This window comes from Microbacterium sp. CFH 31415, assembly GCF_022538185.1.
Taxonomy (GTDB): domain Bacteria; phylum Actinomycetota; class Actinomycetes; order Actinomycetales; family Microbacteriaceae; genus Microbacterium.
Genome location: NZ_JAKYXC010000006.1, coordinates 272585 through 296777 on the forward strand (window position 1 = coordinate 272585; position 24193 = coordinate 296777).

Here is a 24193-nt window from a genome sequence, read left to right on the forward strand (position 1 = left end):
AGAACGACAAAGTAGTCAGGAGACCCCGTGATCCCCGATCGAATCATCGAGCAGGACACGCTCACGATCGACGGCGACCGCGCCTCGGTCGAGGTGCGCCTGCCCTGGTACCGGGCTCTGCCCGCCTCGTGCATCGCCGGCGCCACCCTCACCATCGACGGCGTGACGGCTCCCGCCGACTCGCTGCGCTGGGAGATGAACGGCCGCACCTTCACGTTCGCCGAGCTCAGGCGCAACATCGAGGAGTGGTGGTTCCCCACCGACTCCGCCGTCCTCTCGGGCGGCCTCGCGCTGGATGAGACCGCGGAGCACAAGGTCGAGGTCGGACTCATCCTGTACATCCCATACATCGTCATCGGCGCCGACGAGGTGCTCCACATCGAGGAGCACGACGCCAAGACCATGACCGCACGAAAGGCGGTGGCAGCATGAGTGCGCTGGGCACCCCCATCCAGGGCGTCACGCTCTACAGCTTCACGCGTGCCTTCCACGGACGCGAGTACGACCTCGAAGGCCTGATCCGCAAGGTCGCGGCCGACGGCTACGGCCCCGGACTCGAGATCATCGGCTTCTCGAGCTTCCGCGGCTTCCCCGCGATCGACGACCGGTTCGCCGGCCGGTTCCGCGACCTCGTCGCCGAGACCGGGCTGGTGACGACCTCGCTCGCCGTGAACGCTGACATCGGCATCCACCGCGACCGGCTCCTGACCCAGGATGAGCTCCTGGAGTACATGCGCCTCCAGATCCGGGCCGCAGCCAAGCTCGGATTCCCGATCGCCCGCGTGCAGATCTCGATCACGCCCGACTCCATGGAGGCGCTCGCGCCGATCGCCGAGGAGTACGGCGTGACGCTCGCCCTCGAGGTGCACGCCGACCAGTACGCGTCGCACCCGCGCATCCTCGCGCTCCGCGACCGCTACGAGAAGGTCGGTTCGCCGTTCCTCGGCTTCACGATGGACTGGGGCGCGACCGTCTCCGGCTTCGCTCCCTCCCTCATCGAGGCGTACCGCCGCCGCGGCGCGTCGGAGGACCTTCTCGCCAAGGTCGTCGCGCTGTGGGACGAGTTCTATGAGCAGGGTCCGCCGGCCGACCAGGCCGAGCACGGCCAGCGGTTCGGACGCTTCATCGGCCTCGCCGCCCAGAACGGCCGTCCCGACCTGGGCATCGACTTCGGCATCAACGGCACCGGGCTGTTCGGACCTGCCCGCGTGGACGACTGGCTCGAGATCTTCCCGTGGATCAAGCACGTCCACGGCAAGTTCTTCGGCATCGACGAGACCGGCGAAGAGCCGTCCGTCCCGGTGCGCGACCTCGTCCGTCTCCTCGTCGAGAACGGCTACTCCGGAGCGATCTCCAGCGAGTACGAGGGATGGCACTGGAACTACTGGCAGTCGCCATTCGACATCATCGCCGGCGAGCAGGCCGTGCAGCGCTCTGCTGCAGAGGCTGCCGGATCACACATGACCACGGATGCGGCCGCCGCACGTGCGCAGCTCGCGCAGTGGCTGCCCACCACGACGGGAGCAAGCGCATGACCTCTGATGGAATCGCCGGAACCGGCATCAAGCTCGGCACGACCCTGTACTCCATGACGAGCGAGTTCGCGGCAGGGCTCTACACGCCCGAGACGCTCATCGCCGCCGTGGCTGAGCACGGCATCGGGCCGGGCGTCGAGTTCAACATCGCCCAGCTGCTGCGGACCTACCCCGATGTCGACCAGGACTTCGTCAGGCTCTGGTTCGACTCGCTCGAGAAGTACGGCCTCGAGGCGAGCGCGGTCGGGACGAATCTCGACATGGGTCGCCGCAAGGACCGCGACATGACGCCCGATGAGGAGCACGACTTCCTCGCGCGCCAGCTCGAGACCGCCCACAGGCTCGGGTTCAAGAAGGTCGTCATCCGCTCGCACGGCAAGGAGCTGCTGCGCGGCCTTCTCCCGCTCGCCGAGAAGTACGACCAGTACCTCGGCTACGAGATCCACGCGCCGTCAGGACCGAACAACCCGCAGGTCCTGCAGATGCGTGAGATGTACGACGAGCTGCAGTCCGAGCGACTGGGTTTCACCGCCGACTTCTCGTCGACGATGCACAGCCTGTCCCCGACGCTGCTCGCGCAGCTGGGGAAGATGGGCATGGACGAGAAGCACTTCACGATCATGGATGAGATCTGGCACGAGCCGACTCCCATGCACGTGCGCAACCAGAAGTTCGAGGACTACCTCGTGAGCGAGGGCGTCGACCCGCTGACGTTCGGCCCGTTCACGCGCCTCGCCTTCAACATGCACGGTCTCGTACCGCCCGAGGAGTGGCTCGACATCATGCCGCAGATCTTCCACGTGCACGCGAAGTTCTACGACATCGGTGCCGACGGTGAAGAGCCGGCGATGGACATCCCGCGCATCGTCAGGCAGTTCGTCGTGGGTGGCTACCAGGGGTACCTCTCCAGCGAGTGGGAGGGACACGCCTTCCAGGACCTCGGCGAGGCCGATCCGATCGACCTCGTGAAGAAGCAGCACGCGCTGATGCGCAAAGCCATCGAAGACACCGTCGCCGAGCAGTCGAAGGAGACCGCGAATGTCTGACACCGCCACCGAGGTCTCGGTCACCGAGCTCGCTGCCGAGCTCGCCGCCCTCCGCCACGAAGTCGTCGCCGCGCGCGCTCTCGCGCAGCGGGCCGAGGACCGCGGCCAGGTCGAGAACCTCTTCAACCGCTACATGTACCTGCACAACGCGTTCGAGGACGAGCAGATCATTCCGCTGTGGGTCAGGGAAGGCACGGAGGGCATCCGCGCCCGCTACACGAACGCCGGGCAGTACACGACCTGGAAGAGCGTCACCGACTACCACCGTGGCCGCCCGCACCCCGAAGGCAAGCTCATCCTCCACGCGACGACAACGCCTGTCATCGAGGTCGCCGCCGACGGCAGGACCGCCAAGGGCGTGTGGATGATGGCCGGCACCGAGTCCGGACTCACCGACCCGAAGGTCGCCGAAGCGTTCCCCGACATGTACTCGCCCGAGGAGGTGCTCGGCAAGAAGGTCTGGGCGCACTGGGTGTGGTGCAAGTACGCCATCGACTTCCTCAAGCAGGACGGCGAGTGGAAGTTCTGGAAGTTCCGCTGCTACGAGCTCGCCCGCGCGCCGTTCGAGGAGAACTGGGTCAGCTTCGGCCTGAAGAACCAGGGCGCGTTCGATCTCGACCTCATGTACTTCGGCGACGACGGGAAGCCCGTCTTCATGCCGCCGGCCGACGAGCCGGTCCCCTCGACGAACCACCCCTACAGCCCCGAGACCGTGCAGAAGCTCGAGCCGGTCCCGCCGGTGGCGCACGAGTCCTTCACCGACACCTACGCCTGAGGATCAGCCATGGCCACCCACAACTCTCTCTTCTCCGAGAAGGACATCCGCCGCACCGACAGCGGCATCGCCGTCGCGGTCCAGCTGCCCTGGTACCGGAGCCTGTGGCTCTCGGCGGTCGACGATGTCGCGGCATCCGTCAACGGCGTCGAGATCGCGAAGGACTCGCTGCGCTTCGAGCTGCAGGGCACGAGCTACCGCATCGAGGAGCTGCCCGAGCAGTCCGAGACACTGTGGTTCGTCGCCGACAAGCCAGAGGTCGTCATCGATCTGGGTCGCGCACCCGAGCCCGGTGAGAAGCTGACCATCGAGGTCGTCCTCACGATGCGTCTGCTCTACATGCAGATCATGCCCGGTGTCGACGGCGGCCCGGGCCGATACGTCACCAACCGTGTCCCGGTCGAACGCGAGGTCGTCCTCGCATGACCCTCCGCGTGGCCATGATCGGCTACGGGTTCATGGGAGCCGCGCACTCCGTCGGATGGCGCCAGGCACCGCGCGTGTTCACCCTCCCCGAGGACGTCGAGATGTCGGTCGTCGTCGGTCGCAACGCAGACGCGGTGGCGGATGCCGCCACCCGGTGGGGCTGGCAGGAGTCGGCCACCGACTGGCGCGAGGTCATCGCGCGCGACGACATCGACATCGTCGACATCGTCACGCCGGGCGACTCTCACGCCGAGATCGCGATCGCCGCGCTCGAGGCCGGTAAGCACGTGCTGTGTGAGAAGCCTCTCGCGAACACGGTGGCGGAGGCGGAGGCGATGGCGGATGCCGCGTCCCGCGCCGCTGCGCGAGGCATCCGCTCGATGGTCGGCTTCACGTACCGACGCGTTCCCGCAGTGACGTTCCTGCGCGACCTCATCGCGCAGGGCGCGGTCGGGAAGATCGCGCAGGTGCGCGCGGCCTACCGACAGGACTGGCTCGTCGACCGCGGGATGCCGCTCGCGTGGCGCCTGCAGAAGGAGCACGCCGGCTCGGGGGCGCTGGGTGACATCGGCGCGCACATCATCGACATGACGCAGTTCGTGACCGGACTCGACGTCGTCGCCGTGTCGGGGACGGTCGAGACGCTCGTGAAGGAGCGGCCCCTGCTGGGGGGCGGCTCGGGACTCTCCGGCACCGCGGCCGAGGGCTTCGGGCAGGTGACCGTAGACGACATCGCGCTCTTCTCCGGAAGGCTGTCCACCGGGGCTCTCGTGTCGTTCGAGGCATCCCGCTTCGCGACCGGACGAAAGAACGACCTCTCGATCGAGGTCTCGGGCGACAGGGGCGCGCTGCGGTTCGACCTCGAGGATCTCAACACGCTCTGGTTCTACGACCGCACCGCGCCAGAGGTGACCCAGGGGTTCACACGCATCCTGGTCACCGAACCGCAGCATCCCTACGTCGCGGCGTGGTGGCCTGCCGGTCACACGCTCGGCTACGAGCACGGCTTCAGTCACCAGGTCGTGGACTTCGTGGCCGCGATCGCGGCGGGCACGGACCCGCGGCCCTCGTTCGCCGAGGGCCTGTCGGTGCAGCGCGTGCTCGAAGCGGTGGAGCGCTCGAGCGAGAACGAGTCCGCCTGGCTCCGCGTCGCCGCGGACGTCCCGGCATCCGCCTGAGAATCGATCCGAGGGAGAACCCGATGGCGCGTCCGATCACCCTGTTCACCGGCCAGTGGGCCGATCTGCCATTCGAAGAGGTTGCGCGCCTGGCGGGCGAGTGGGGCTATGACGGCCTCGAGATCGCCTGCTGGGGCGACCACCTCGATGTGTCCCGGTGGGACGACGCCGCGTACGTCCAGTCGCGGCTGGACATCCTCGAGCGCAACGGGCTCAAGGTCTGGGCGATCTCGAACCACCTCACCGGCCAGGCAGTGTGCGACGACCCGATCGATGAGCGGCACCGCGACATCCTGTCGGACCGCGTGTGGGGCGACGGCGACCCCGAGGGTGTGCGTCAGCGCGCCGCGGAGGACATGAAGAACACCGCCCGGTTCGCCGCGAAGCTCGGCGTGACCACGGTGAACGGGTTCACCGGTTCCTCGATCTGGAAGGCCGTCGCGATGTTCCCGCCCGCGTCGGAGGAATTCGTCGCCCGCGGCTACCAGGACTTCGCCGACAGGTGGAACCCGATCCTCGACGTGTTCGAAGAGGTCGGCGTGCGCTTCGCGCTCGAGGTGCACCCGTCCGAGATCGCGTACGACTACTGGACCGCGAAGGACACCCTCGACGCGATCGGGCAGCGCAAGAGCTTCGGGTTCAACTTCGACCCGTCGCACTTCGTCTGGCAGCAGCTGGACTATGTCGCGTTCGTGCTGGACTTCGCGCCGCACATCTTCCACGTGCACGTGAAGGAGTCGATCACCAACCTCGACGGCCGCAACGGCGTCATGAGCTCGCACCGCCCCTGGGCCGACCAGCGGCGCGGGTGGACCTTCGTCTCCACGGGCCACGGCGCGGTGCGATGGGAGCCGCTGTTCCGGGCGCTCAACGCGATCGGCTACACCGGACCGACCTCGGTCGAATGGGAGGACGCCGGCATGGACCGCCTCGTCGGCGCACCCGAGGCGCTCGCGATGGTCCGCGCGCTCAACGCGATCACCCCACCCGCCGCCGCTTTCGACGCCGCCTTCTCCACAAAGCCCTGATGCGTTCCATCGGCATCGGCATCCTGGGGGCGGCGGGCATCACCGAGCGCGCGATCGTCGAGCCGGCGCGCGAGCTCGATGGGGTGCGTGTCGTCGCGATCGGCGCGCGCGACGCCGAGCGCGCCCGGGAGACGGCCGACCGTCTCGGCGTGCCCGACGCGGGAGACTACGCCGCCGTGCTCGCGAACCCGGCCGTGGACCTCGTCTACATCCCGTTGCCGTCCACTGTGCAGGCGGAGTGGGCGGTGCGCGCGCTGGAGGCGGGCAAGCACGTGCTGTGCGAGAAGCCGTTGACGGCGAATGCGACATCGGCGGCCGCCGTCGCCGCGGCTGCCGCGCGGACCGGCCGGCGCGCGTTCGTCGGCTTCCACTACCGCCTGCATGGTTTCACGTGTCGGCTGCTCGAGGTGCTCCGCTCGGGGACGCTGGGAGACATCCGCCGCGTCGACATCGACTTCAGCATCCCCCACTTCGTCGTGAAGCCCGGCAACATCCGTCTCGACGCCGACCTCGGCGGCGGCTCGTTCATGGACGTCGGCTGCTACGCGGTCGACCTGGTGCGCGCGGCGTGGGGTGAGCCGACAGTCGTCTCGGCCGAGTCGGTGCTGTACAAGGCGGATCCGCGCGTCGATCTGCAGACGGATGCCGCGCTCGAACTCCCCGGCGGCATCTCGGTCAGCATCCGCTCGTCGTTCATCGGCGATGACCAGGGCAGCATGGCGCTGCGGGTCGAGGGATCGGCCGCTTCCCTCGTAGCGACGAGCGTGATCGTGCCGCAGTGGGGTGCTGTGCTGAGCGTGACGGCGGGGGAAGACGTGCTGCTTGAGGAGAAGGCCGTCGAGGGCGAGAACAGCTACGCCCGCCAGCTCGAGCAGGTGGTCGCCGCGCTGCGCACGGGTGAGCCGAGTGAGCTCGACGCCGCGCTCGGCGTCGGCACGATGGCCGTGGTCGATGCGGTCTACCGCGCCGCGGGCCTGCAGCCGCGCTGAGAGAGCGGTGTGCGGTCCAGGCCGTCCGGGAATCCAGCACCTGCCGGGTCATGTCGTCCCGCTGGGCGATCTCAGAACGGCGCGAGCTCGTGGTCGCACTCCGGGTCAGGTGCGAACGCCACGGTGCTGACCGGCCGGTCGGCATAGGTGGAGCCGGTCGGACTCGTCCATTCGAGCACGCCGCCGGAGCGCTGCACGACCGTCCACGCGGTCTGGTGTTTCAACGTGTGATGTCTTCGGCACAGGTTCGCCAGGTTCTCGATCGTCGTCTCACCGCCGAGTGCGAAGTCGATCGTATGGTCGGCGTCGCACCGCCTTGTGGGCATGCGACACCCGGGAAATCGGCAGTGCTGATCGCGCACACGCAGATGTCGGCGCATCTCTTCGCTCGGTCTGTACCGGTCGACGGCCACGACCGCTCCGGTGATCGGGTGGGTCAGGATACGGTCCCAACCCGGCGCGTCCGCGGTCAGCATTCGGGCGGTGTCGATGTCGACCGGGGCGTGCCCGTCGAGCATGATCGCCTCGAAAGGGTCACGGACGGCGGCGTCGATGAGCGCCAAGACCGGGACGGTGATGCTGACGGAGGCGCGGATCGCGCCGAGCTCCGTGTCGTGGCCGACCGGATCGGCGGCGAGGAGCAGGTCGAGCAGGATGTCGGCGCGCAGCTGATCGGCGTTACGGGCGTCGACAGGACTCTCCGCATCGTCAGCGGTGCCGTCCGCGATGTCGCCCGGTGCGGCATCCGCCGCCGGCTGGCCCTTGACGGCGTGTCCGAGTTGAGACAGGCGATCGTGTGCCGCGTGGACGAGGAACGCGGGCGCGACGACGTGCAGCTCGCCCATGCCGTCGTCCAGATCCTCCACCCAGACGCGTCGTCCGCTCCGCGCCAGACGGTGGCGCTCGTCGATCGTGACGTCGGCGAACCACTCCGCGCGTCGCCTGGCGATGGGCGTGAGCCGCGCCGCGGACTCGGACATCGCGTAGTCCAGCACGGACGCCTCGAACTCGGCCCTCAGCTCCGAGCGTTGGATGATCTGTCCGGTGGTGACGATGGCGCGTGCGTGAGCCGCCGTGATCGTGCCGGAAGCCAGCGCGGCGTGCGTCTCGGGATACTCGTCGACGAGCGTTGCCGCATCATTCATCTGGCGCTGCACGGTGCGGTCGCTGACCCGCCACGCGACCGCGATCTCGGCGGCGACCGATCGGTGCGGAAACTCTGCCGTACTCGTCGCGTCGAGGCCGGCATCCGTCGTCCAGTCGTCGGCGATCGAACGTGCCTGTGCGAGGAGTTCTGCTTCTTCGGCCTGCAGCCGGGACATCTCACGTCGCGTCTCGACGAGCCTCGGCACCAGGTGAGCCATCCGCGCCGCGGCCCGCTCTGCGGCGGCGACGGATGCGATGCTCATGCTTCGATTCTGCCGAGGGCCTCCGACATCGACGCAGGGACTTCGGCCCGGTCAGGAGGTGAATAAGCCCGTCGTGCAGGGTATCGGGGACCGACGCGCGGCGGCTCGCAGCAGCTCAGCCCTCGTGGTCGTAGTACGGCCAGGGGAGGAAGCGGCGATCCCCGCGCCGGTCCGGCCCAGTCAGCGTGACGGAGCCGGTCGCGGCCCACTCGACGCCGCGCGGGAACATGCGGATGAACTCGATGCGCCGGAACGTGTCGATGTCGTGCCCGATCGTGATCGTGAACGAGCGGCCGGCGCCGTACTCGTTGATCCACGCGATCGGCTGATCGGTGTTCATGCCGTTGAGTTCGGAGATGCCCGCCTCGGGGATCACGACCGGATAGTGCGACATGGGCCACACGGGGGCGTTCTCGTACGCGTCGAGGTCGTCGAAGGTCGTCAGGAGCACCTGAGCGCCCTCGTAGAGGTCGACGCCCGTGAGGATGTCGTCGCCCGTGACGGTCCAGGTCGGGCTGATGCCCTCGGTGATCGGGTGCCGCGGGTCCGCCGTCCGGAGGAGCGCCTCGCCCCACGGGCGGGGGCGCAGGCCGGTCTCGTAGGCGCTCAGCTTGGCGCCGCGCATGACGTTGTACTCCTCGGGGTAGCCCCACGAATCCTCCTGCGCGGCCGACCCATGGAACCACACGATGCCCTTGCCGTCGTCGTGGACGAAGCGCAGGATGACGGCATCCGTCTCGGCGCCGAAGCCGACGGCCCTGTCGAAGTAGCCGTCGCGCCCCTCGAAGACGACGATCAGCACGTCGTACTTGTCGATGATCTCGGTCCCCAGCCCTCGGGGATCCTCGACGACCCGAACACGGAAGCGCGCCGTATCCTCGAGCAGCGTGGTGATCCAGTGGTTGTGCTGGCGGAAGCTGCGGTGCTCGTTGTCGTGCTCGCGGGTCATGTGACCCGAGAGGATCAGCACATTCAGGACGTCGGTCATCGGTGATCCGTTCGGTGGGCGGTCGTCATCGGTGCGCGGTCGCCGAGTGCCGCGCGGGCGAGCGCGAGATGCGCGCGGGTCATCGCGACCGGGTCGTCGTCGAGCCACTCGTGCCCGCCCCACTCGCTGGTGAGGGTGCCGGTGAATCCGGCGCTGCGGAGCGCGCCGCCGATGTCGGCGATCGGACCCGACACCCGGGCGTCGGTGTCGTCCAGATCCCAGAACTTCAGGTGGACGCCCTCGGTCAGCGGCAGGAGGGGGGCGACGTCGTCGATCGTGGACCGTCCGAAGCGCACGAGGAGGTTCATGAAGAGCGTGTGCGCCACGCCCGGGACCTCGCCGCCCCGGAGGGCGCCGAGCACGGCGGCGTGGGTGTCAGGTGCGCGCCAGTCGCTCGCCAGGCGGTCGACGAGAGCACCGCACACTCCTGCGTCGCGAAGAGCGGCGAGGTAGCTCGTCGGCAGTGAGGGCATCAGCATGCTGATGTCGATCAGCACTCGGATGCGCGGGTCGTCGAGCTCCTCGAGCAGTTCGAGGTTGGCGGCGTTCGCTGCCACGTCGAGCGTCTGCTGACCCTGGATCTCTTCGTAGAGCACGATGTCCAGTTCCGCGAGGACCGGCTGGAGCAGACGCAGCAGCTCGGGGCCCGCCTGTCCGAACGGCACGCGCACGCCCCGAGCCCCGAGCTGTGCAGCCGCGCGCAGCTGGGGTGTGAGGAAGGCCAGCCGCTCCGCTTCGGTGCGGCGTCGGCCCGAGGACCCCCAATCGTCGATGCTCCCACCGAGGATCGTCACCGCTCCGCCGGCAAGCTCCAGTCGTTCGCGGAAGGCGAGCACGTCGAGCGAGGTCGGTTCCGGAAACGACCGCCACAGCTGACCGGGCTCGACTTCGATCGTCGGGGCGATCCCCGCTTCGACGATTCCCGCGACGATATCGAGGGCGTCGCGCTCGGCACGGATGATCTCGGGCGTCCAGTTGAACGCGCTCGCCGACAGCGCCCAGCTCCCGTCCGGCGCGGGCGCAGCCTCCGCCGGACGCGGATCGGGCGTCGTGCTCGCGGCGCCCGGCGACGCGGGCCGGGTACCGGGTGCAGGGTTCTCGAGCGCAGCGTCGGCACGGAAGGACAGCGTCAGCGGGCCCTCGGAACCCGCCTGGAGGTAGGGAACCACGAGCGCGAACGACACTGCGACGTCGTGGGCGCCCGGGCGCAGCATCCGTCGCCCCTCGAGCATGAGCCGGTCCTGGACGAACCACCATCCCGGTTCAGTCGAGAGGGCGCCGGGGGAGACGCGGCGCCGTCCGAGCCGTACCTCCACCTCGACGGGTTCGCCGTCGATCGTAACGGTGAGGTCGATGACGCCCGCGAGCGGGAGCGAGCGGATCCACGGGAGGCTCACCGCGAGGGTGAACCCTCCATCCGTCGCGTCGAGCGCATCGTCGAGCAGGACTGGGAGCATCGTCGCGCCTCACTTCGGTCGGGTTCAGACAGAAAGCTACACGCTTTAGTCGAAATCCCGAAGAAGTTCTTCAGGCGGCGTCGGTGAAGATGCCCTCGATCGTCGGTCGGCCCGCGGCGAACCACCGGGGGAACGTCACGTCGAAGAGCTGCTCGCGCACCATCTCCGCGCCACCTCGCAGCGGCTCCCGTGCGTCGTTGACGGACTGGGCGATCGTGAGGTCTCGCGTGGCGAGCGGCAGCGAGAGTTCGTACACCCGCTGGCGCACTTCGGCGAGGAAGATCTCGCCCGCAGACGGCACAGCGCCTCCGACGACGATCGTTGCCGGGTTGAACATGTTGACGAGCGCGGCGATCGACTCCCCGACCACGCGCGCCGACCGCTGCACCAGCGCGATGGCCACCGCGTCTCCGTCCTCGGCGGCGAGTGAGATCGCCTCGGGGCGCAGCGGCTCGCCGTCGTCGGACCACCGCGCGAGGTACCCCGTCGCGCCGTCGGCGATCGCCTTCTCGGCATCGCGGACGAGGGCCCAGCCCCCCGCGACGGCCTCCAGGCATCCGGTCTTCCCGCACCGGCAGGGCACATCGGCGTCCCGCACGCGCACGTGCCCGATGTCGCCCGCCGCGCCGTTCGCGCCGCGGTGGAGCCGGCCCTGCGAGAGCAGCCCGGCGCCGATGCCGGTGCCGACCTTGCAGTAGATCAGGTCGGCGTGCTCGTCCCGGCGCCGCGCCCGCTCGTTGAGGGCGAGCAGGTTGACGTCGTTGTCGACCCACACCGGCGCACCGTAGCGCTGCTCGAACTTCCGGCGCACGTCGAACCCGTTCCATCCCGGCATGATCGGTGGGGCCACAGGTCGGCCGGAGCCGAAGTCGACGGGGCCGGGAACTCCGACAGCCACTCCCCAGACCGGGACGTCCGGTGTGCGGGCGAGCAGCTGGTCGATCATCTCCATTGCGGTGTCGAGCGTCTCGGCGGGTCCTCGCGAGATGTCCCAGGGGCGGTGCTCGGCGTCGAGCACGTCACCGTCGAGCAGGGTGACGCCGACGTGGATGTGCAGAGCGCCGAGCGCGCAGATGACGATGCGGCCGCGATCACTGCGGAAGCGCAGCGTGCGCGGGGCTCTGCCGCCGGACGACGGACCGAACTCCCCGTCTGCGAGGAAGCCCATCTCGATCGCCTGGTCGACGCGCTGCGTGACGACTCCGCGGCCGAGCCCCGTGACGCGCCCGATCTCGGGCCGCGTGGTCGCCTCATGTGTGCGAACGAGGTTGACGACGCGGAGAAGGCTCGTGACCTCGTCTGTCTGGGCGCCGAAGCGCAGCGTGGACTGTTTGGCCATAGCTGATCTTGACACAACTTCTGTCGATCAGGGACTCTTTCCAGCGTCCTATAGTCACTTCGAAGAAGACTTATGTAGTCTTTATGCGAAAGAGGAGGTGAGGATGCCTCACGGAGTCGGCATCGTCGGCGCGGGCCCCGGGGTCTCGGCGCTCCATCTGCCCACCCTCGCGCGGATGCCCGAGCACTTCGCCGTCGTCCACGTCGCAGACGCGGGCAGTGGGCGTGCCGCCGACCTCGCGGCGCGCGTAGGCGCGCGATCCTCCCGCGGGACCGACGAGATCCTGGCCGATCCGCGGGTGGAGGTCCTCGCGATCTGCAGCCCGCCCGCCGAGCACGCCGCGCAGATCCTCGCCGCGGTATCCGCCGGGAAGCGCGCGATCTTCTGCGAGAAGCCGATCGGCACGACCGTCGCAGCGGCTGAGGCCGCCGTCGAGGCGTGCCGCGCGGCCGGCGTTGCGCTGATCGTCGGCACGAACCACTACTACGACCCCGCCTGGGGGAGGGCCAGGCACCATCTCCAGACATCAGGCGGACCCGTGGTCTCCATCTCGGTCACGCTCGCCCTGCCGCCGAACGGGCGCTATCACGACGTCGTGACCGAGTTGCCGCAGCCCCTCGCGGGCCGGCCTGCTCCCGACCTCTCCCGTGGCGACGTGGCGGCGGCTGTCGTGCGTCAGCTTCTCACCGGCCTCGCCATCCACGACCTTCCACTCGTCCGCGACCTCGCGCCGGTATTCGAGCGTGTGGTCTTCGCGCGGCCCGTCGCGCCGCTCGGCTACGCCGTCGGCTTCGTCGCGAGTGGCATCCCGGTGCAGCTCACCACCGTCATGCTTCCCGCGGGAGGCGACGCGCTCTGGCGCCTGACGGTGACGACGACGTCCGATCGGCTGGACGTCACCTTTCCGCCGGCGTTCGTGCACGTCGGGAGCGCGAGCGTGCGCGTCGTGAGTGCCGATGGACGCGACACGGCGTATGCGGGGCAGGCGGAGGACGGCTACCTCGCCGAGTGGCGCGCGCTCGCGCAGGTGATCGAGGACGGCGTGCCGGTCGAGTACGACGAACTCCTCGACGACGTGCGCTACAGCCTTCGGCTGGCAGAGGATGCCGCAGCACTCGTGGAGGCGACGGGATGAGCGCCGTCGGCGTGTGGGCCGAACTTCCCGCGTATCGTGCGGCGACCGCGGAGCTGCCGGTCAGCGCACGCGCCGTCGCGCACGCTGAGGGTGCTCTCGCCGTCGTCGACGGCTCGGGCCGGTGGTGGTCCGCGGCGCTCTCCGCGATCGCGGCCGGCGCTGTTGGCGTGGTGGTCGCTCGTCCCGAGCGCATGCCGGAACCGGGACTGGACGAGCTCGCCGCGTCGGGCGCGCCGATCGTCGTCGAGCGCCCGCTCGTGCGGGCGGACATGGCCGCCCGGGGGGCCCTCGAGGGCGTCCGGCCGGCGTTCGTGACCGTCGAGTGCCATGCTCCGGCGCTGACGACGGTGCTTCGCGATGCCCTCGGGTGGGGCCGGGCCATCGCAGACGCTCCGCTTGTGCTGCGACAGGCGGAGTCGTCCGCGCACGGGCGGAGTCTCGCACTTCTGGAGAGTCCGGCGGGGGTCGCGGTGTCGGTGGTCGCGACCGTCCAGGCGGGCGCGCCGGGTGGGGGGCGGATCCGCGTGACCGCCGTGGGAGATCGGCTGATCGAGGTCGACGGCGGCGTCGGCACGCTGCGCGTCACGACATCCGATGCCGACGGTCGCCGCGTCGCCCCGAGGCGCTGGGAGAGTTCCGAGCGACTCGCCCTCCGCCGCGCGATCGAGGCGGTGGCGACCGGATCCGCGCCGGAAGACCTCGAGGAGCTGCAGCACGACGAGCGCCTCGCCGGCGCCATCGCGGACCGCTCCCGTCCATAAACGCCGTCGATCCCTCAGATAGGCGATCGCTCGTTCCCTGATAAGCCGGTCTTCGACAAAAGTAGGTGACGGGATCACCCCGAAGACTCACCGAAAGGGATCGAAGATGATCAAGCTGCTCTCCCACCTCTCGTTCGTCGCGATCACGACGCCCGACCTCGAGGCATCCGTCGACTTCTACGTCAATCAGGTCGGCCTCATCGAAGTCGGGCGTGAGGACGATCGCGTCTACCTCCGCTGCTGGGGGGACTACTACAAGTACTCCGTCGTCGTTGTGAAGGGCGACGAGCCCTCGCTCGAGACGATGGCGTGGCGCACCTCCTCGGCCGAGGCCCTCCATGCGGCCGCCGAGAAGATCGAGGCAGCCGGCATCACCGGTGAGTGGTTCGAAGGCAACGGCATCGGCCGTGCGTATCGCTTCGTCGGTCCGTGGGGCCACTCGATGACCCTGCACTGGGACGTGACCCGCCACCACGACACCGAAGGCGATGCCGCCTCCATCTACCCTGACCGCCCGTCGCGGCGCAGCAAGGTCGCCGGTGCACCCCGTCAGCTCGACCACGTCACGGTCGCCACCAGCGACGTGGACGCTTTCGTTCAGTGGTACGTCGATGTCCTCGGCTTCCGCTTCATGGCGCGCACCCAGCTCGACGAAGCGCCGATCTCGGTCTTCTCGGTGCTCACCACCAACGAGAAATCGCATGACCTCGGCGTGGTGCTCGACGGTTCCACCCGCGCCGGCCGCGTCAACCACTACGCGTTCTGGGTCGACACCCGCGAAGAGCTCCTCATCGCGGCGGACATCCTCGGCGAGAACGGCTATCCCATCGAGTACGGACCCTCGATCCACGGCATCGGCGAGCAGAACTTCCTCTACTACCGCGAGCCCTCGAGCCTCCGCATCGAGCTCAACACGGGTGGCTACCGCAACTACGTCCCGGACTGGGAGGCCAACACCTGGAAGCCGTCCCAGGGCTCGAACAACTTCTACCGCAACAGCGCGATGCCGATGTCGATGACCGAATCCTTCCCGCCTGCCGACGGGCCCTCGGCCACCGAGGAGGGCGTGCCCGACGAGATCAAGGACGCGCTCCTGAACCCCTACGCCAAGCACGGTCAGGGCTGACAGCTTCGCGGGCGACCCGGTGCTCCCCATAGCCTGGGTCGCCCGCGACACCAGTTCGCACGATGATGAGCGAGAACGGATGACGATGACGATCGAACGCTTCGACGCCCCCTTTGCGCTGGTGCGCTACCGCACCGGCTCCGGCGTGCGCCTCGGGTTGCTGTCGGGGGACCGGGTGCGCCCGCTCGGGCGCGATGAGCTGGGCTCGCCCACGCTGAACGACTTCCTCGCCGCACCGGACTGGGAACATCTGGCCGCGCTCACCGACGACGATGACGAGTGGATGCCGCTGGCTGAGGTCACGCTCACCGCGCCGGTCGAACCCCGCCAGGTGCTGCAGACGGGAGCGAACTATCGTCAGCACGTCATCGAGCTCGTCGTGGCCGGACTGACCCAGGATGGCTCTCGGACGCCCGATCAGGCCCGCTCCTTCGCGGCGGACATCATGGACGAGCGCAAGCGGTCCGGTGAGCCGTACTTCTTCATCGGACTTCCCGCCTGCGTCGTCGGCGAGGACGCTGCGCTCGCCCTCCCCGGTTACAGCAAGGTGCACGACTGGGAACTCGAGCTCGCCGTCGTGATCGGCCGCGAGGCCTTCCGCGTGCGTCGCGAGGACGCGCTCGACCACGTCGCCGGGTACACGATCGTCAACGACATCACCACGCGTGATCTCGTGTTCCGGAAGGACATGAAGGAGATCGGAACGGACTGGTACCGGGCGAAGAACGCGCCGGGGTTCCTGCCGACCGGTCCTCTCCTGGTTCCGGCGCCGTTCGTCGACGCCTCCGACGTCAACGTCCGGCTCGAGCTGAACGGCGAGGTGATGCAGGATGCCTCGACGTCCGACCTCCTCTTCGACATCCCGGCCCTCATCTCGGGCGCCTCGCAGACGATGCCTCTGCTTCCCGGGGACCTCCTGCTCACCGGAAGCCCGGCCGGCAACGGACAGCACTGGAAGCGGTTCCTTCAGGACGGCGACGTCATGACCGGCAGCATCGCGGGTCTCGGAACCCAGGTGGTCCGCTGCGTGGCGGAGGGCGCACGATGACCGCTCCGTCGGAGAACCCGGCCGACCTCGACCGCACCGACCCCGAGGCCGAGATCGCGGCGCGAGCCGAGGCGTTCCGCAACTGGGGTCGCTGGGGCGAGGATGACGTGCTCGGCACACTGAACTTCATCGATCCCGCGAAACGCGTCGAGGCCGCCGAGCTCGTGCGCGAAGGTCTCGTCGTGTCGCTGTCGCAGAGATTCGACACCGACGGCCCTCAGAAGGGCTGGCGTCGCCGGACCAATCCCGTCCACACGATGACCGACACCGGGACCGACGCCGAGCGCGGCAACCAGGGATTCCCTCATGGCATCGGCGGAGCCGACGACGTCATCGCGATGCCGCTCCAGTGCTCGACGCAGTGGGACGGACTCGGCCACATCTTCGACCATGGCAACGCCTGGAACGGACGGAGGGCAGGCGACGTCGTCACAAGCGACGGCGACCTGGTGACGGGCATCGAGCACACGGCATCCGTCATCGTCTCCCGCGGTGTGCTGCTCGACGTCGGTCGGCACCTGCAGCCCGCGACCGGCGAGCTGGCGGACGGATATGCCATCACCGCGGCCGACCTGGAGTCGTGCATCGCCGCGCAGGGACCATCGAGCACGGTGACACGCGGCGACATCGTTCTCGTTCGCACAGGACAGTATGCGCGCACCCGCCGCGACGGCTGGGGCGACTATGCAGGCGGGCCGGCGCCGGGGCTGTCGCTCACCACTGCGGGCTGGCTGCACCGCACCGAGATCGCGGCGATCGCCACCGACACGTGGGGCTTCGAGGTGCGGCCGAACGAGTTCGATGTGCCCGCGTTCCAGCCGCTGCATCAGGTCGTGATCCCCAACCTCGGACTGACCATCGGCGAGATGTGGAACCTCGACGCGCTCGCCGACGAGTGCGCAAGACTCGGGCGATACTCCTTCCTCCTGTCGGCCGCTCCGCTGCCGATCACCGGGGCCGTCGGCTCGCCGATCAACCCCGTCGCCATCCTCTAGACGCACTCCACACAGACAGAACAGGGAGGTTCTGACATGACCGCAGTCTCCAAGGTCGCGATCGCCGGCGCCGGCGTCGTCGGACTGGCCGCCGCGATCCAGCTGGCCAAGGCCGGTGTCGAGGTCGATCTCTTCGAGTCCAAGGCCGAGCTCAGTGCGCTGGGTTCCGGCATCTCGCTCCAGGGCAACGCGCTGCGGGCCTTCGACGCGCTCGGCGCGTGGGACGACATCCGCGCCGCGGGGTACCCGTTCGAGGGCCTGACGCTCCGAGCCCCGGGACCGGATGCCCCCGTTGTGGCGAATCTGCCGGATGTGAAGACCGGTGGTCCCGACTATCCGGCTGCGATGGGGATGCCCCGGCCCGAACTGGCGCGCATCCTGCTCGAGCATGCTCAGCGTGCCGGCGCACGAGTGCACTTCGGCCGCAAAGTCACCGGGCTCGATGCCCGTGCCGACGACGGCGTCGAGGTGTTCGTCGACGAGAAGTCCGCCGGCGTCTACGACCTGCTCATCGGAGCGGACGGTCTGAACTCCGCCGTGCGCGGGCTGATGGGGATCGATACGGCGCCCGAGCCGAACGGCATGGGCATCTGGCGCACCTTCGTGTCACGGCCGGCCGAGGTCGAGCGCAGCGAGCTGTACTACGGGGGTCCGGTCTACATCGCGGGCTACACCCCGACCGGCGAGAACTCGATGTACGCATTCCTGGTCGAGAAGGCGCAGGACAGGTTCGGCGTCTCCGACGAAGAGGCATCCAAGATCATGCTCGACGAGTCGCGCGCGTACGGCGGCCCGTGGAACTCGATCCGTGCCGACCTCGAGAAGGGCGCACACGCGAACTACACGTGGTTCACCAAGCACCTCGTCGAGGGGCCCTGGAACCGCGGCCGGGTCGTCATCATCGGAGACGCCGCGCACTCGTGCCCCCCGACGATCGCGCAGGGCGCAGCGCAGGGCCTCGAGGACGCCGTCGTGCTCACCGACCTCCTGACCGGACGCGACGCGGTCGACGAGGGTCTGTGGGACGCGTTCCACGCTCGTCGCCTGCCGCGAGCCAAGGCCGTGGTCGAGGCATCCGCTCAGCTCGCGCAATGGCAGATCGACGGCAACCGTGACGCGGACGCCGGCGGGCTGATCTTCGGCATCGCCCAGCAGATGGCTGTGCCGGCATGACCGAGCTCGATTCGGTCAGGGGCGACCGGATGCCGGTTGTCGACGTCCACGCCCACCTTCTCCTGCCTCAGCTGCACGCCGAGGTCGAGCGACGCGCCCCCGAACTCGTCGCCGGGGCCGCCGACCTGGAGCGCCGCCGCAACGGGGTCGAGAGCCTGAAGGCTTCGGGGGCGATGATCGGTGCGCGCATCCCGAAGCTGACGGATGTCTCAGCGCGCCTGGCCGCCATGGACGAGCAGGGGGTGGACACCCAGTGGGTCAGTGTGTCGCCGAACCACTTCTACCCGTGGGCGCCCGAAGGACTCGCGGTGTGGGTGGCGATGGAGACGAACCGACTCATCGCCGAGCATGTCGCCCAGGCATCGGACCGCCTCGTCGGCCTGGGCGTGGTCCCGCTGCAGCATCCCTCGCGCGTCGTCGAGTACCTCGACGACGCCGTCCTCGGGCGCGGTCTCGCCGGTGTCGAGATCTCCTCGTTCGCGGGCGATGTCGAGCTGTCCGACGAGCGTCTCGAGCCGTTCTGGGCCCGCGCAGCCGAACTCGGCTGCGTCGTCTTCCTCCATCCCTTCGGGTGCAGCCTCGACGAGCGCCTGGACCGGTTCTACCTCTCGAACACCGTCGGGCAGCCGACCGAGAATGCGGTCGCCCTCTCGCACCTCATCTTCGCGGGCGTGCTCGACCGGCATCCGGAGCTCAAGATCGTCGCCGCGCACGGCGGCGGCTACCTGCCCTTCGCCATCGGCCGGTCGGACCGGGCGTGGAAGGTCCGGCCCGAGGCGCAGCGATGCGCGCACGCGCCGTCGACTTACCTGCGCAAGCTGTGGTTCGACACCGTCGTCCACGACTCGCTGGCGCTGCGTCACCTGGTGGAGGCTGCGGGGGGATCCCGCGTGCTGCTGGGCAGCGACTTCCCGTTCGACATGGGGCTCGATGACCCCGTCGCGTTCGTGCGATCAGCGGAACTGCCGACCGAGATCACGGCGCGGATCCTCGGGGAGAACGCCGAAGAGGTCTTGCGGACGCGGGTGCGCGCGTGAAAGTCGCCCGCTGGAGGGACGGGGCAGAGCTCGGCGAGGGATTCGTCGTCGGCGATCGGGTCGTCCCCTTTCCGAACGGGCTGCGGGTCGCCCAGGTGCTCGCTCAGGGGCTGCCGGCCGCCCGCCGACTCTTCGAGCGCGTCGCCGACGAGCGGGGGACCGCGCTGGACTCGGTGCGGCTGCTGGCGCCGCTCGTGCCCACGTCGATCCGCGACTTCGTCGCCTTCGAGGAGCATGTCGAGGGGGTGAGCGCGGGAGTGGAGGGAAAGAGCCACGTGGCGCCGGAGTGGTACGAGGCGCCGACCTTCTACTTCACCAATCCGCACACGATCCTCGGGCCGGGCGAGCCCGTGGCGCCGCCGCAGACCGAGCGGCTCGACTTCGAACTCGAGCTCGCCGTCGTCATCGGGGCGGTCGACGGGTCGGACGGCCGCAACCTGCGTCCGGATGAGGCGGGTGCGCACATCTTCGGGTACACGATCATGAACGACTGGTCGGCCCGCGACCTCCAGGCGCGCGAGATGAAGGTGCGGCTGGGGCCGGCCAAGGGCAAGGACTTCGGGATGTCCCTCGGACCCTGGATCGTCACCGCCGATGAGCTCGAACCGCACCTCGACGACGAGGGCTTCCTCGAGCTTCGCGCCGAGGTGTACGTCAACGACGACCTCATCGGGTACGACCTGGTGTCGAACGCCGGCTGGCCGTTCCCAGAGTTCGTCGCCTACGCCTCGCGCAACTCGCGGGTGGTGCCGGGCGACGTGCTGGGCTCGGGAACGGTGGGCAATGGTGGCTGCCTCGGCGAGCTGTGGGGCCGCAACGGCAGCCTCACCCCGCCTCCCCTGGTCACCGGCGACGTCGTCCGGATGAGGATCGAGGGAATCGGGGAACTGGCCGGACCCGTAGGAGAGCAGGTCGTCGCGCCTGGCGTCCCCGCAGCGCGGCACCGCGCTCGGCGTCGATCGCGCGAACTTTCGTAGCTTTTCTACTAAAGCTGTGCTATCATGTTCATGACGTCGGGGCCTACGGGTCCGTTCCCGTTCGCGAAGTCGCGAGCGGGGCACACACCGTCGCGTCGATGGCCCGATCGTTCGGGCGACCCGCGCATGCAGCTGTCTCCAGTGAGGCTCCGCCTCCTCGTCATCTCCCTTCTGTCCGTCTCGTTCCTGGGCGCCCTCGACCACACGGTCGTGTCCACCTCGCTCGCCACGATCGCCGGAGACCTCGGAGCCCTCGAACACATGAGCTGGGTGGTCGTCGGCTACACGCTGGCGAGCACCGTCCTGCTTCCGGTGATCGGAAAGCTCGGCGACGCCGTCGGGCCGCGGCTCGTGTTCGTGACCTCGCTCGTCGTCTTCCTCGGGGCCTCGGTTCTGTGCGGGTTCGCGCAGAGCATGACGTGGCTCGTGATCGCCCGCGTGATCCAGGGCATGAGCTCGGCTGGGCTCCAGCTCATGTCGCAGACGATCATCGCCCACGTGACCTCACCCCGGGAGCGACCGCGGCACATGGCCGTCATCGGTGCGGCCTTCCCCATCGCGATCCTCGTCGGCCCCGTCCTCGGCGGGCTCATCACCGAGTACTGGGGCTGGCAGTGGGTGTTCTGGATCAACGTCCCGGTCGGCCTCGCTGCGCTGGCTCTGGCGATCGTCGCCGTGCCGCACATCGAAGCCGCCGCGCCCCGGCGCTTCGACGTCGCCGGCGCCGCGTGGTTCACGGCGTCGCTCGTCGCTCTGGTGCTCGCCGTGTCGTGGGCCGGCGACCGCTCGAGCTCGGCCGCCGTGGTGGCATTCGTGATCGCGCTCTGCGCCTTCGCCGCGTTCCTCTTCGTCGAGCTCCGCGCACCGGAGCCCATCGTTCCCCTCGCGATGTTCGCCGACCGCACGATCGCGGCCGGGCTGGCGCTCTCGGCGATCATCGGCGTCGGGCTGTTCTCGGTGACGGCCTATCTGCCGACCTACTTCCAGATGGCCTATCGCACGTCGGTGACGGTGTCGGGTCTCGTGCCCATCGCGACGGTGTTCGGGATGCTCGTGAGCAACCTCGTCACCGGATGGCTCGCCAGCCGCTCCGGCCGCTACCGCGTCTTCGCGATCTCCGGCACCAGCCTTGCGGCCGTCGGGCTGCTGACGATGTCGCTTCTTCCGGTCGGACTTCCGCTGTGGGTGCCGATGATCGTCATGTTCGCGGTTGGCGTGGGCACCGGAGCATTCATGAGCTTGATCATCGCGGTCGTGCAGAGTGCGGTCCCCCGCTCCGAACTGGGATCCGCCACCGCATCCGTGAATCTCGTCCGGCAGGTGGGCGCCACGGTCACCACCGCGGTGATCGGGGGAGTGATCGCCGCAGGGGTCACCTCGCTGCTGCCCTCCACGGTCGATGCCGCCACGCTGACCCCCCAGCTCGTCCACGCCGCATCGCCCTCGATTCAGGCCGAGATCGCTGGGATCTACACGAGCGTGTTCGCGCCCATCTTCGTCGGACTCGCCATCACCTACGGCATCGGCGTGATCGCCGCCGTCCTGCTTCCCGCCGGCCGCCTGCCCGAGGAGCAAGCCGCCGCACGGGACCCCGAACCGCTTCGCGCCTGAAACCGAGAAGGAGACGTCATGTCCAACCCTCCCCACGTCGTCATCGTCGGCAGTGGCCCGATCGGGTCCGCCTACGCCCGGATCATCCTCGAGTCGCACCCCAGCGCCACTGTCACCATGTTCGAGGCGGGTCCCCAGCTCACCGCCATCCCGGGCGAGAGCGTCCGCAACATCGAGGACCCCGTCGCCAAGGAGCGCGCCCGCGAGATGTCGCAAGGGCCTCAGGCCGGTGCCCTGCGCGAGAGCCTCGGCATCCCGGCCGGAGTCGTCGTCGAGGGGATGTTCACCGCCCGGCAAGGCACGCATCTTCTCGACTTCGGCGGCGAGGGGTCGGCTCATGCGCCGACGTTCCCCGCTGCGGCGGCCGCCACCAACGTCGGCGGGCAAGGAGCGCACTGGACGTGCGCCATCCCTCGCCCGGCGTTCAGCGAGAGGGTCTCGTTCATCCCGGGTGCGGAGTGGGACGGCCTCATCGAGACGGCCGAGTCGCTCCTGCACGCGCAGAGCGCGGCGTTCGCCGACTCGGCGATCGGCGGGGCCATCCGGATGCTGCTCGAGGACGAGTTCGGCGGCGAGCTGCCGGACGGCTACGGGGTGAGCACGCTTCCGGTCGCGGGCGATCCTCAGCCCGACGGATCGATGCGTTGGGCGGGTGCCGATGTCGTGCTGGGGCCGCTCATCGATGCCGGGAACCCGCTCGCGGGCCGCTTCGAGCTTCGCGACCTGTCGCTCGTGAGGAAGGTCGAGCACGACGGCGTGCGGGCCACCGGGGTCGTCGTGGAGGACCTGCGCACGCGCGAGGTGTCGACCGTGCCCGCCGATGTCGTGGTGGTGGCAGCCGATGCGTTCCGCTCGCCGCAGCTGCTGTGGGCATCGGGGATCCGTCCCGAGGCTCTCGGGCGGTACCTCACGGAGCATCACGTCGTGATCTCGACGGTCGCCCTCGACGGCGAGCGCATGGGTGCGCTCGTGAGCGATGACGAACTGAAGGACGAGCTCGCCCGGCGCGCCAAGCATGCCGCCGATCCCATCGCAGCCGTCAACCGCATCCCGTTCTCGGAGCCGGGGCATCCTTTCTCCCTCCAGGTCATGTACGCGGAGAACCCGCCGTTCCCGCTCGACCCGTCGAGCGCGCACGCCGGCAACCGCTGGGGCTACGTCAACATGGGCTACGGAGTGCGCAAGCACCCGCGCGTCGAGGACGGCGTCCGCTTCTCGGACGATGACCTCGACTACCGGGGGATGCCGAACATGACGATCGAGTATGCGCTCACCGAGGTCGAGGAACGCGAGATCGCCGAGGCGACGGAGCGCCTTCGGCGCGCCGGGGGCGCCTTGGGCAGCTTCGTCGCCGAGCCCCGTCTGCTGCCGAACGGCTCGAGCCTGCACTACATGGGGACCCTGCGGATGGGCCAGGCCGACGACGGCACGTCGGTCGCCGATCCCTACTCCCGGGTGTGGGGATTCGAGAACCTCATCGTGGGTGGCAACGCTCTGATCCCGACCGCGAACACGATGAATCCGACGCTGATGAGCGTCGCGATCGCCGTGCGCGGAGCGCGGGCGGTCGCGGCCGGCCTGGACGCCTACGCGGACGAGTCGCAAGGGTGAGCCCGGAGGCGCTCCGCGGCGCGCTGGCTCGCTGACCCGTCTCAGCGCTTACCAGTACTCGGACCTGCTGGCGCGGCCCGAGAACGCGGCGTACTTGCAGAAGAACCGGCGATGCCTGCCCGAAGAGGCGCCGTACAGCGGATCGGCGAGCGAAGCCGAGGAGGGTGTGCTCATGCGCGACACTCTGCTGACCCAGCGCCTCCCGAGGTGGACGATATGCGACCCCAGCGCCCCTGCTTTCCCGAAGTGCAATCAGTTGCTCAATGTAAATTAAACCCACAGAACTCCTTCATTCGTCGGCGCCGGGATCTCGTGGTGAGGAGGGTGCGCTGCTGGGCCCGTCGATCATGCCCGGCGGGTCGGACGAGTCGTGGGTCACGCTCGGTCCGATCCTGCGCTCGATCGCGGCGGTCGCCGAGGGTGAGCCGTGCGTGACGCACATCGGCCACGACGGTGCCGGTCACTTCGTGAAGATGGTGCACAACGGCATCGAGTACGCCGACATGCAGCTCATCGCCGAGGCGTATGACCTGATCCGCCGCGGCACCG

23 protein-coding genes and 1 pseudogene are annotated in these 24193 nt (G+C 69.1%); 19 read left to right on the plus strand and 5 right to left on the minus strand.

The genetic code is table 11. From position 1 onward, the window contains the following. Positions 1–27 precede the first annotated feature (27 nt). The 8 genes from MK786_RS09250 to MK786_RS09285 are packed head-to-tail and all read left to right on the plus strand — an operon-like array spanning position 28 to position 6977. On the plus strand, positions 28–432 hold the full coding sequence (locus MK786_RS09250; RefSeq protein ID WP_241111932.1) for a DUF6379 domain-containing protein: 405 nt from the start codon (positions 28–30) through the stop codon (positions 430–432). Beyond that, a complete protein-coding gene (locus MK786_RS09255) occupies positions 429–1535 on the plus strand; it encodes a sugar phosphate isomerase/epimerase (protein ID WP_241111933.1) in 1107 nt (368 codons plus the stop codon). Before MK786_RS09250 ends, MK786_RS09255 begins: the two co-directional genes overlap by 4 nt. Then, the gene (locus MK786_RS09260; protein WP_241111934.1) at positions 1532–2581 is read left to right on the plus strand and encodes a sugar phosphate isomerase/epimerase; all 1050 of its coding nucleotides are present in this window, start codon (positions 1532–1534) and stop codon (positions 2579–2581) included. The genes MK786_RS09255 and MK786_RS09260 overlap by 4 nt, the downstream gene beginning before the upstream one ends. After that, on the plus strand, positions 2574–3356 hold the full coding sequence (locus tag MK786_RS09265; protein ID WP_241111935.1) for a nuclear transport factor 2 family protein: 783 nt from the start codon (positions 2574–2576) through the stop codon (positions 3354–3356). The genes MK786_RS09260 and MK786_RS09265 overlap by 8 nt, the downstream gene beginning before the upstream one ends. 9 nt (positions 3357–3365) lie before the next feature. Beyond that, positions 3366–3782 (plus strand): DUF6379 domain-containing protein, encoded by a 417-nt coding sequence (locus MK786_RS09270; RefSeq protein ID WP_241111936.1) that lies wholly within the window; start codon positions 3366–3368, stop codon positions 3780–3782. Next, a complete protein-coding gene (locus MK786_RS09275; RefSeq protein ID WP_241111937.1) occupies positions 3779–4960 on the plus strand; it encodes a Gfo/Idh/MocA family protein in 1182 nt (393 codons plus the stop codon). Before MK786_RS09270 ends, MK786_RS09275 begins: the two co-directional genes overlap by 4 nt. Before the next feature lie 23 nt (positions 4961–4983). Continuing rightward, positions 4984–5988 carry a sugar phosphate isomerase/epimerase gene (locus MK786_RS09280; RefSeq protein ID WP_241111938.1) on the plus strand — a complete coding sequence of 335 codons (1005 nt, stop codon included), beginning with the start codon at positions 4984–4986 and terminating at the stop codon, positions 5986–5988. Continuing rightward, complete coding sequence (locus MK786_RS09285; RefSeq protein ID WP_241111939.1) at positions 5988–6977, plus strand: Gfo/Idh/MocA family protein; 990 nt, start codon at positions 5988–5990, stop codon at positions 6975–6977. The genes MK786_RS09280 and MK786_RS09285 overlap by 1 nt, the downstream gene beginning before the upstream one ends. Positions 6978–7048: 71 nt before the next feature. Here the strand turns inward: MK786_RS09285 and MK786_RS09290 are convergent, their stop codons facing one another. From MK786_RS09290 to MK786_RS09305, 4 genes are all read right to left on the minus strand, one after another. Further along, positions 7049–8386 (minus strand): HNH endonuclease signature motif containing protein, encoded by a 1338-nt coding sequence (locus MK786_RS09290; RefSeq protein ID WP_241111940.1) that lies wholly within the window; start codon positions 8384–8386, stop codon positions 7049–7051. 115 nt (positions 8387–8501) lie between these two features. Beyond that, entirely contained in the window at positions 8502–9374 is an 873-nt protein-coding gene (locus tag MK786_RS09295) for a ThuA domain-containing protein (protein ID WP_241111941.1), read from the minus strand. After that, a complete protein-coding gene (locus MK786_RS09300) occupies positions 9371–10831 on the minus strand; it encodes a sugar phosphate isomerase/epimerase (protein WP_241111942.1) in 1461 nt (486 codons plus the stop codon). The genes MK786_RS09295 and MK786_RS09300 overlap by 4 nt, the downstream gene beginning before the upstream one ends. Positions 10832–10901: 70 nt before the next feature. Beyond that, entirely contained in the window at positions 10902–12170 is a 1269-nt protein-coding gene (locus MK786_RS09305) for an ROK family protein (RefSeq protein WP_241111943.1), read from the minus strand. 103 nt (positions 12171–12273) lie between these two features. Here MK786_RS09305 and MK786_RS09310 point away from each other — a divergent pair, with 103 nt between their 5' ends. The 10 genes from MK786_RS09310 to MK786_RS09355 all read left to right on the plus strand — a co-directional run bounded on the left by MK786_RS09310 (position 12274) and on the right by MK786_RS09355 (position 23644). Beyond that, complete coding sequence (locus tag MK786_RS09310) at positions 12274–13305, plus strand: Gfo/Idh/MocA family protein (RefSeq protein ID WP_241111944.1); 1032 nt, start codon at positions 12274–12276, stop codon at positions 13303–13305. Beyond that, the gene (locus tag MK786_RS09315) at positions 13302–14066 is read left to right on the plus strand and encodes a hypothetical protein (protein WP_241111945.1); all 765 of its coding nucleotides are present in this window, start codon (positions 13302–13304) and stop codon (positions 14064–14066) included. The genes MK786_RS09310 and MK786_RS09315 overlap by 4 nt, the downstream gene beginning before the upstream one ends. Before the next feature lie 106 nt (positions 14067–14172). Further along, positions 14173–15192, plus strand: a complete 1020-nt coding sequence (locus MK786_RS09320; protein ID WP_241111946.1) for a VOC family protein — start codon at positions 14173–14175, stop codon at positions 15190–15192. Between the two features lie 85 nt (positions 15193–15277). Continuing rightward, a complete protein-coding gene (locus tag MK786_RS09325; RefSeq protein ID WP_374200457.1) occupies positions 15278–16240 on the plus strand; it encodes a fumarylacetoacetate hydrolase family protein in 963 nt (320 codons plus the stop codon). Beyond that, complete coding sequence (locus tag MK786_RS09330) at positions 16237–17235, plus strand: cyclase family protein (protein ID WP_241111948.1); 999 nt, start codon at positions 16237–16239, stop codon at positions 17233–17235. The genes MK786_RS09325 and MK786_RS09330 overlap by 4 nt, the downstream gene beginning before the upstream one ends. A 36-nt stretch (positions 17236–17271) precedes the next feature. After that, positions 17272–18408: an FAD-dependent monooxygenase gene (locus MK786_RS09335; protein WP_241111949.1), complete on the plus strand. Its 1137-nt coding sequence runs from the start codon at positions 17272–17274 to the stop codon at positions 18406–18408. Continuing rightward, positions 18405–19445, plus strand: coding sequence for an amidohydrolase family protein (locus MK786_RS09340; protein WP_241111950.1), 1041 nt, complete (start codon positions 18405–18407; stop codon positions 19443–19445). Before MK786_RS09335 ends, MK786_RS09340 begins: the two co-directional genes overlap by 4 nt. Then, positions 19442–20422: a fumarylacetoacetate hydrolase family protein gene (locus MK786_RS09345; RefSeq protein ID WP_241111951.1), complete on the plus strand. Its 981-nt coding sequence runs from the start codon at positions 19442–19444 to the stop codon at positions 20420–20422. Before MK786_RS09340 ends, MK786_RS09345 begins: the two co-directional genes overlap by 4 nt. Before the next feature lie 141 nt (positions 20423–20563). Beyond that, positions 20564–22033, plus strand: a complete 1470-nt coding sequence (locus MK786_RS09350; RefSeq protein ID WP_241111952.1) for an MFS transporter — start codon at positions 20564–20566, stop codon at positions 22031–22033. 18 nt (positions 22034–22051) lie between these two features. After that, entirely contained in the window at positions 22052–23644 is a 1593-nt protein-coding gene (locus tag MK786_RS09355; protein WP_241111954.1) for a GMC oxidoreductase, read from the plus strand. Between the two features lie 48 nt (positions 23645–23692). Here MK786_RS09355 and MK786_RS09360 read toward each other — a convergent pair whose 3' ends face one another. Continuing rightward, positions 23693–23818, minus strand: coding sequence for a DUF805 domain-containing protein (locus tag MK786_RS09360; RefSeq protein ID WP_241111955.1), 126 nt, complete (start codon positions 23816–23818; stop codon positions 23693–23695). Positions 23819–23933: 115 nt separating this feature from the next. On the opposite strand from MK786_RS09360, the pseudogene MK786_RS09365 reads away from it, so the two are divergent. Then, positions 23934–24193 (plus strand): annotated as a pseudogene (locus tag MK786_RS09365) (NAD(P)-binding domain-containing protein); the annotation flags it as partial.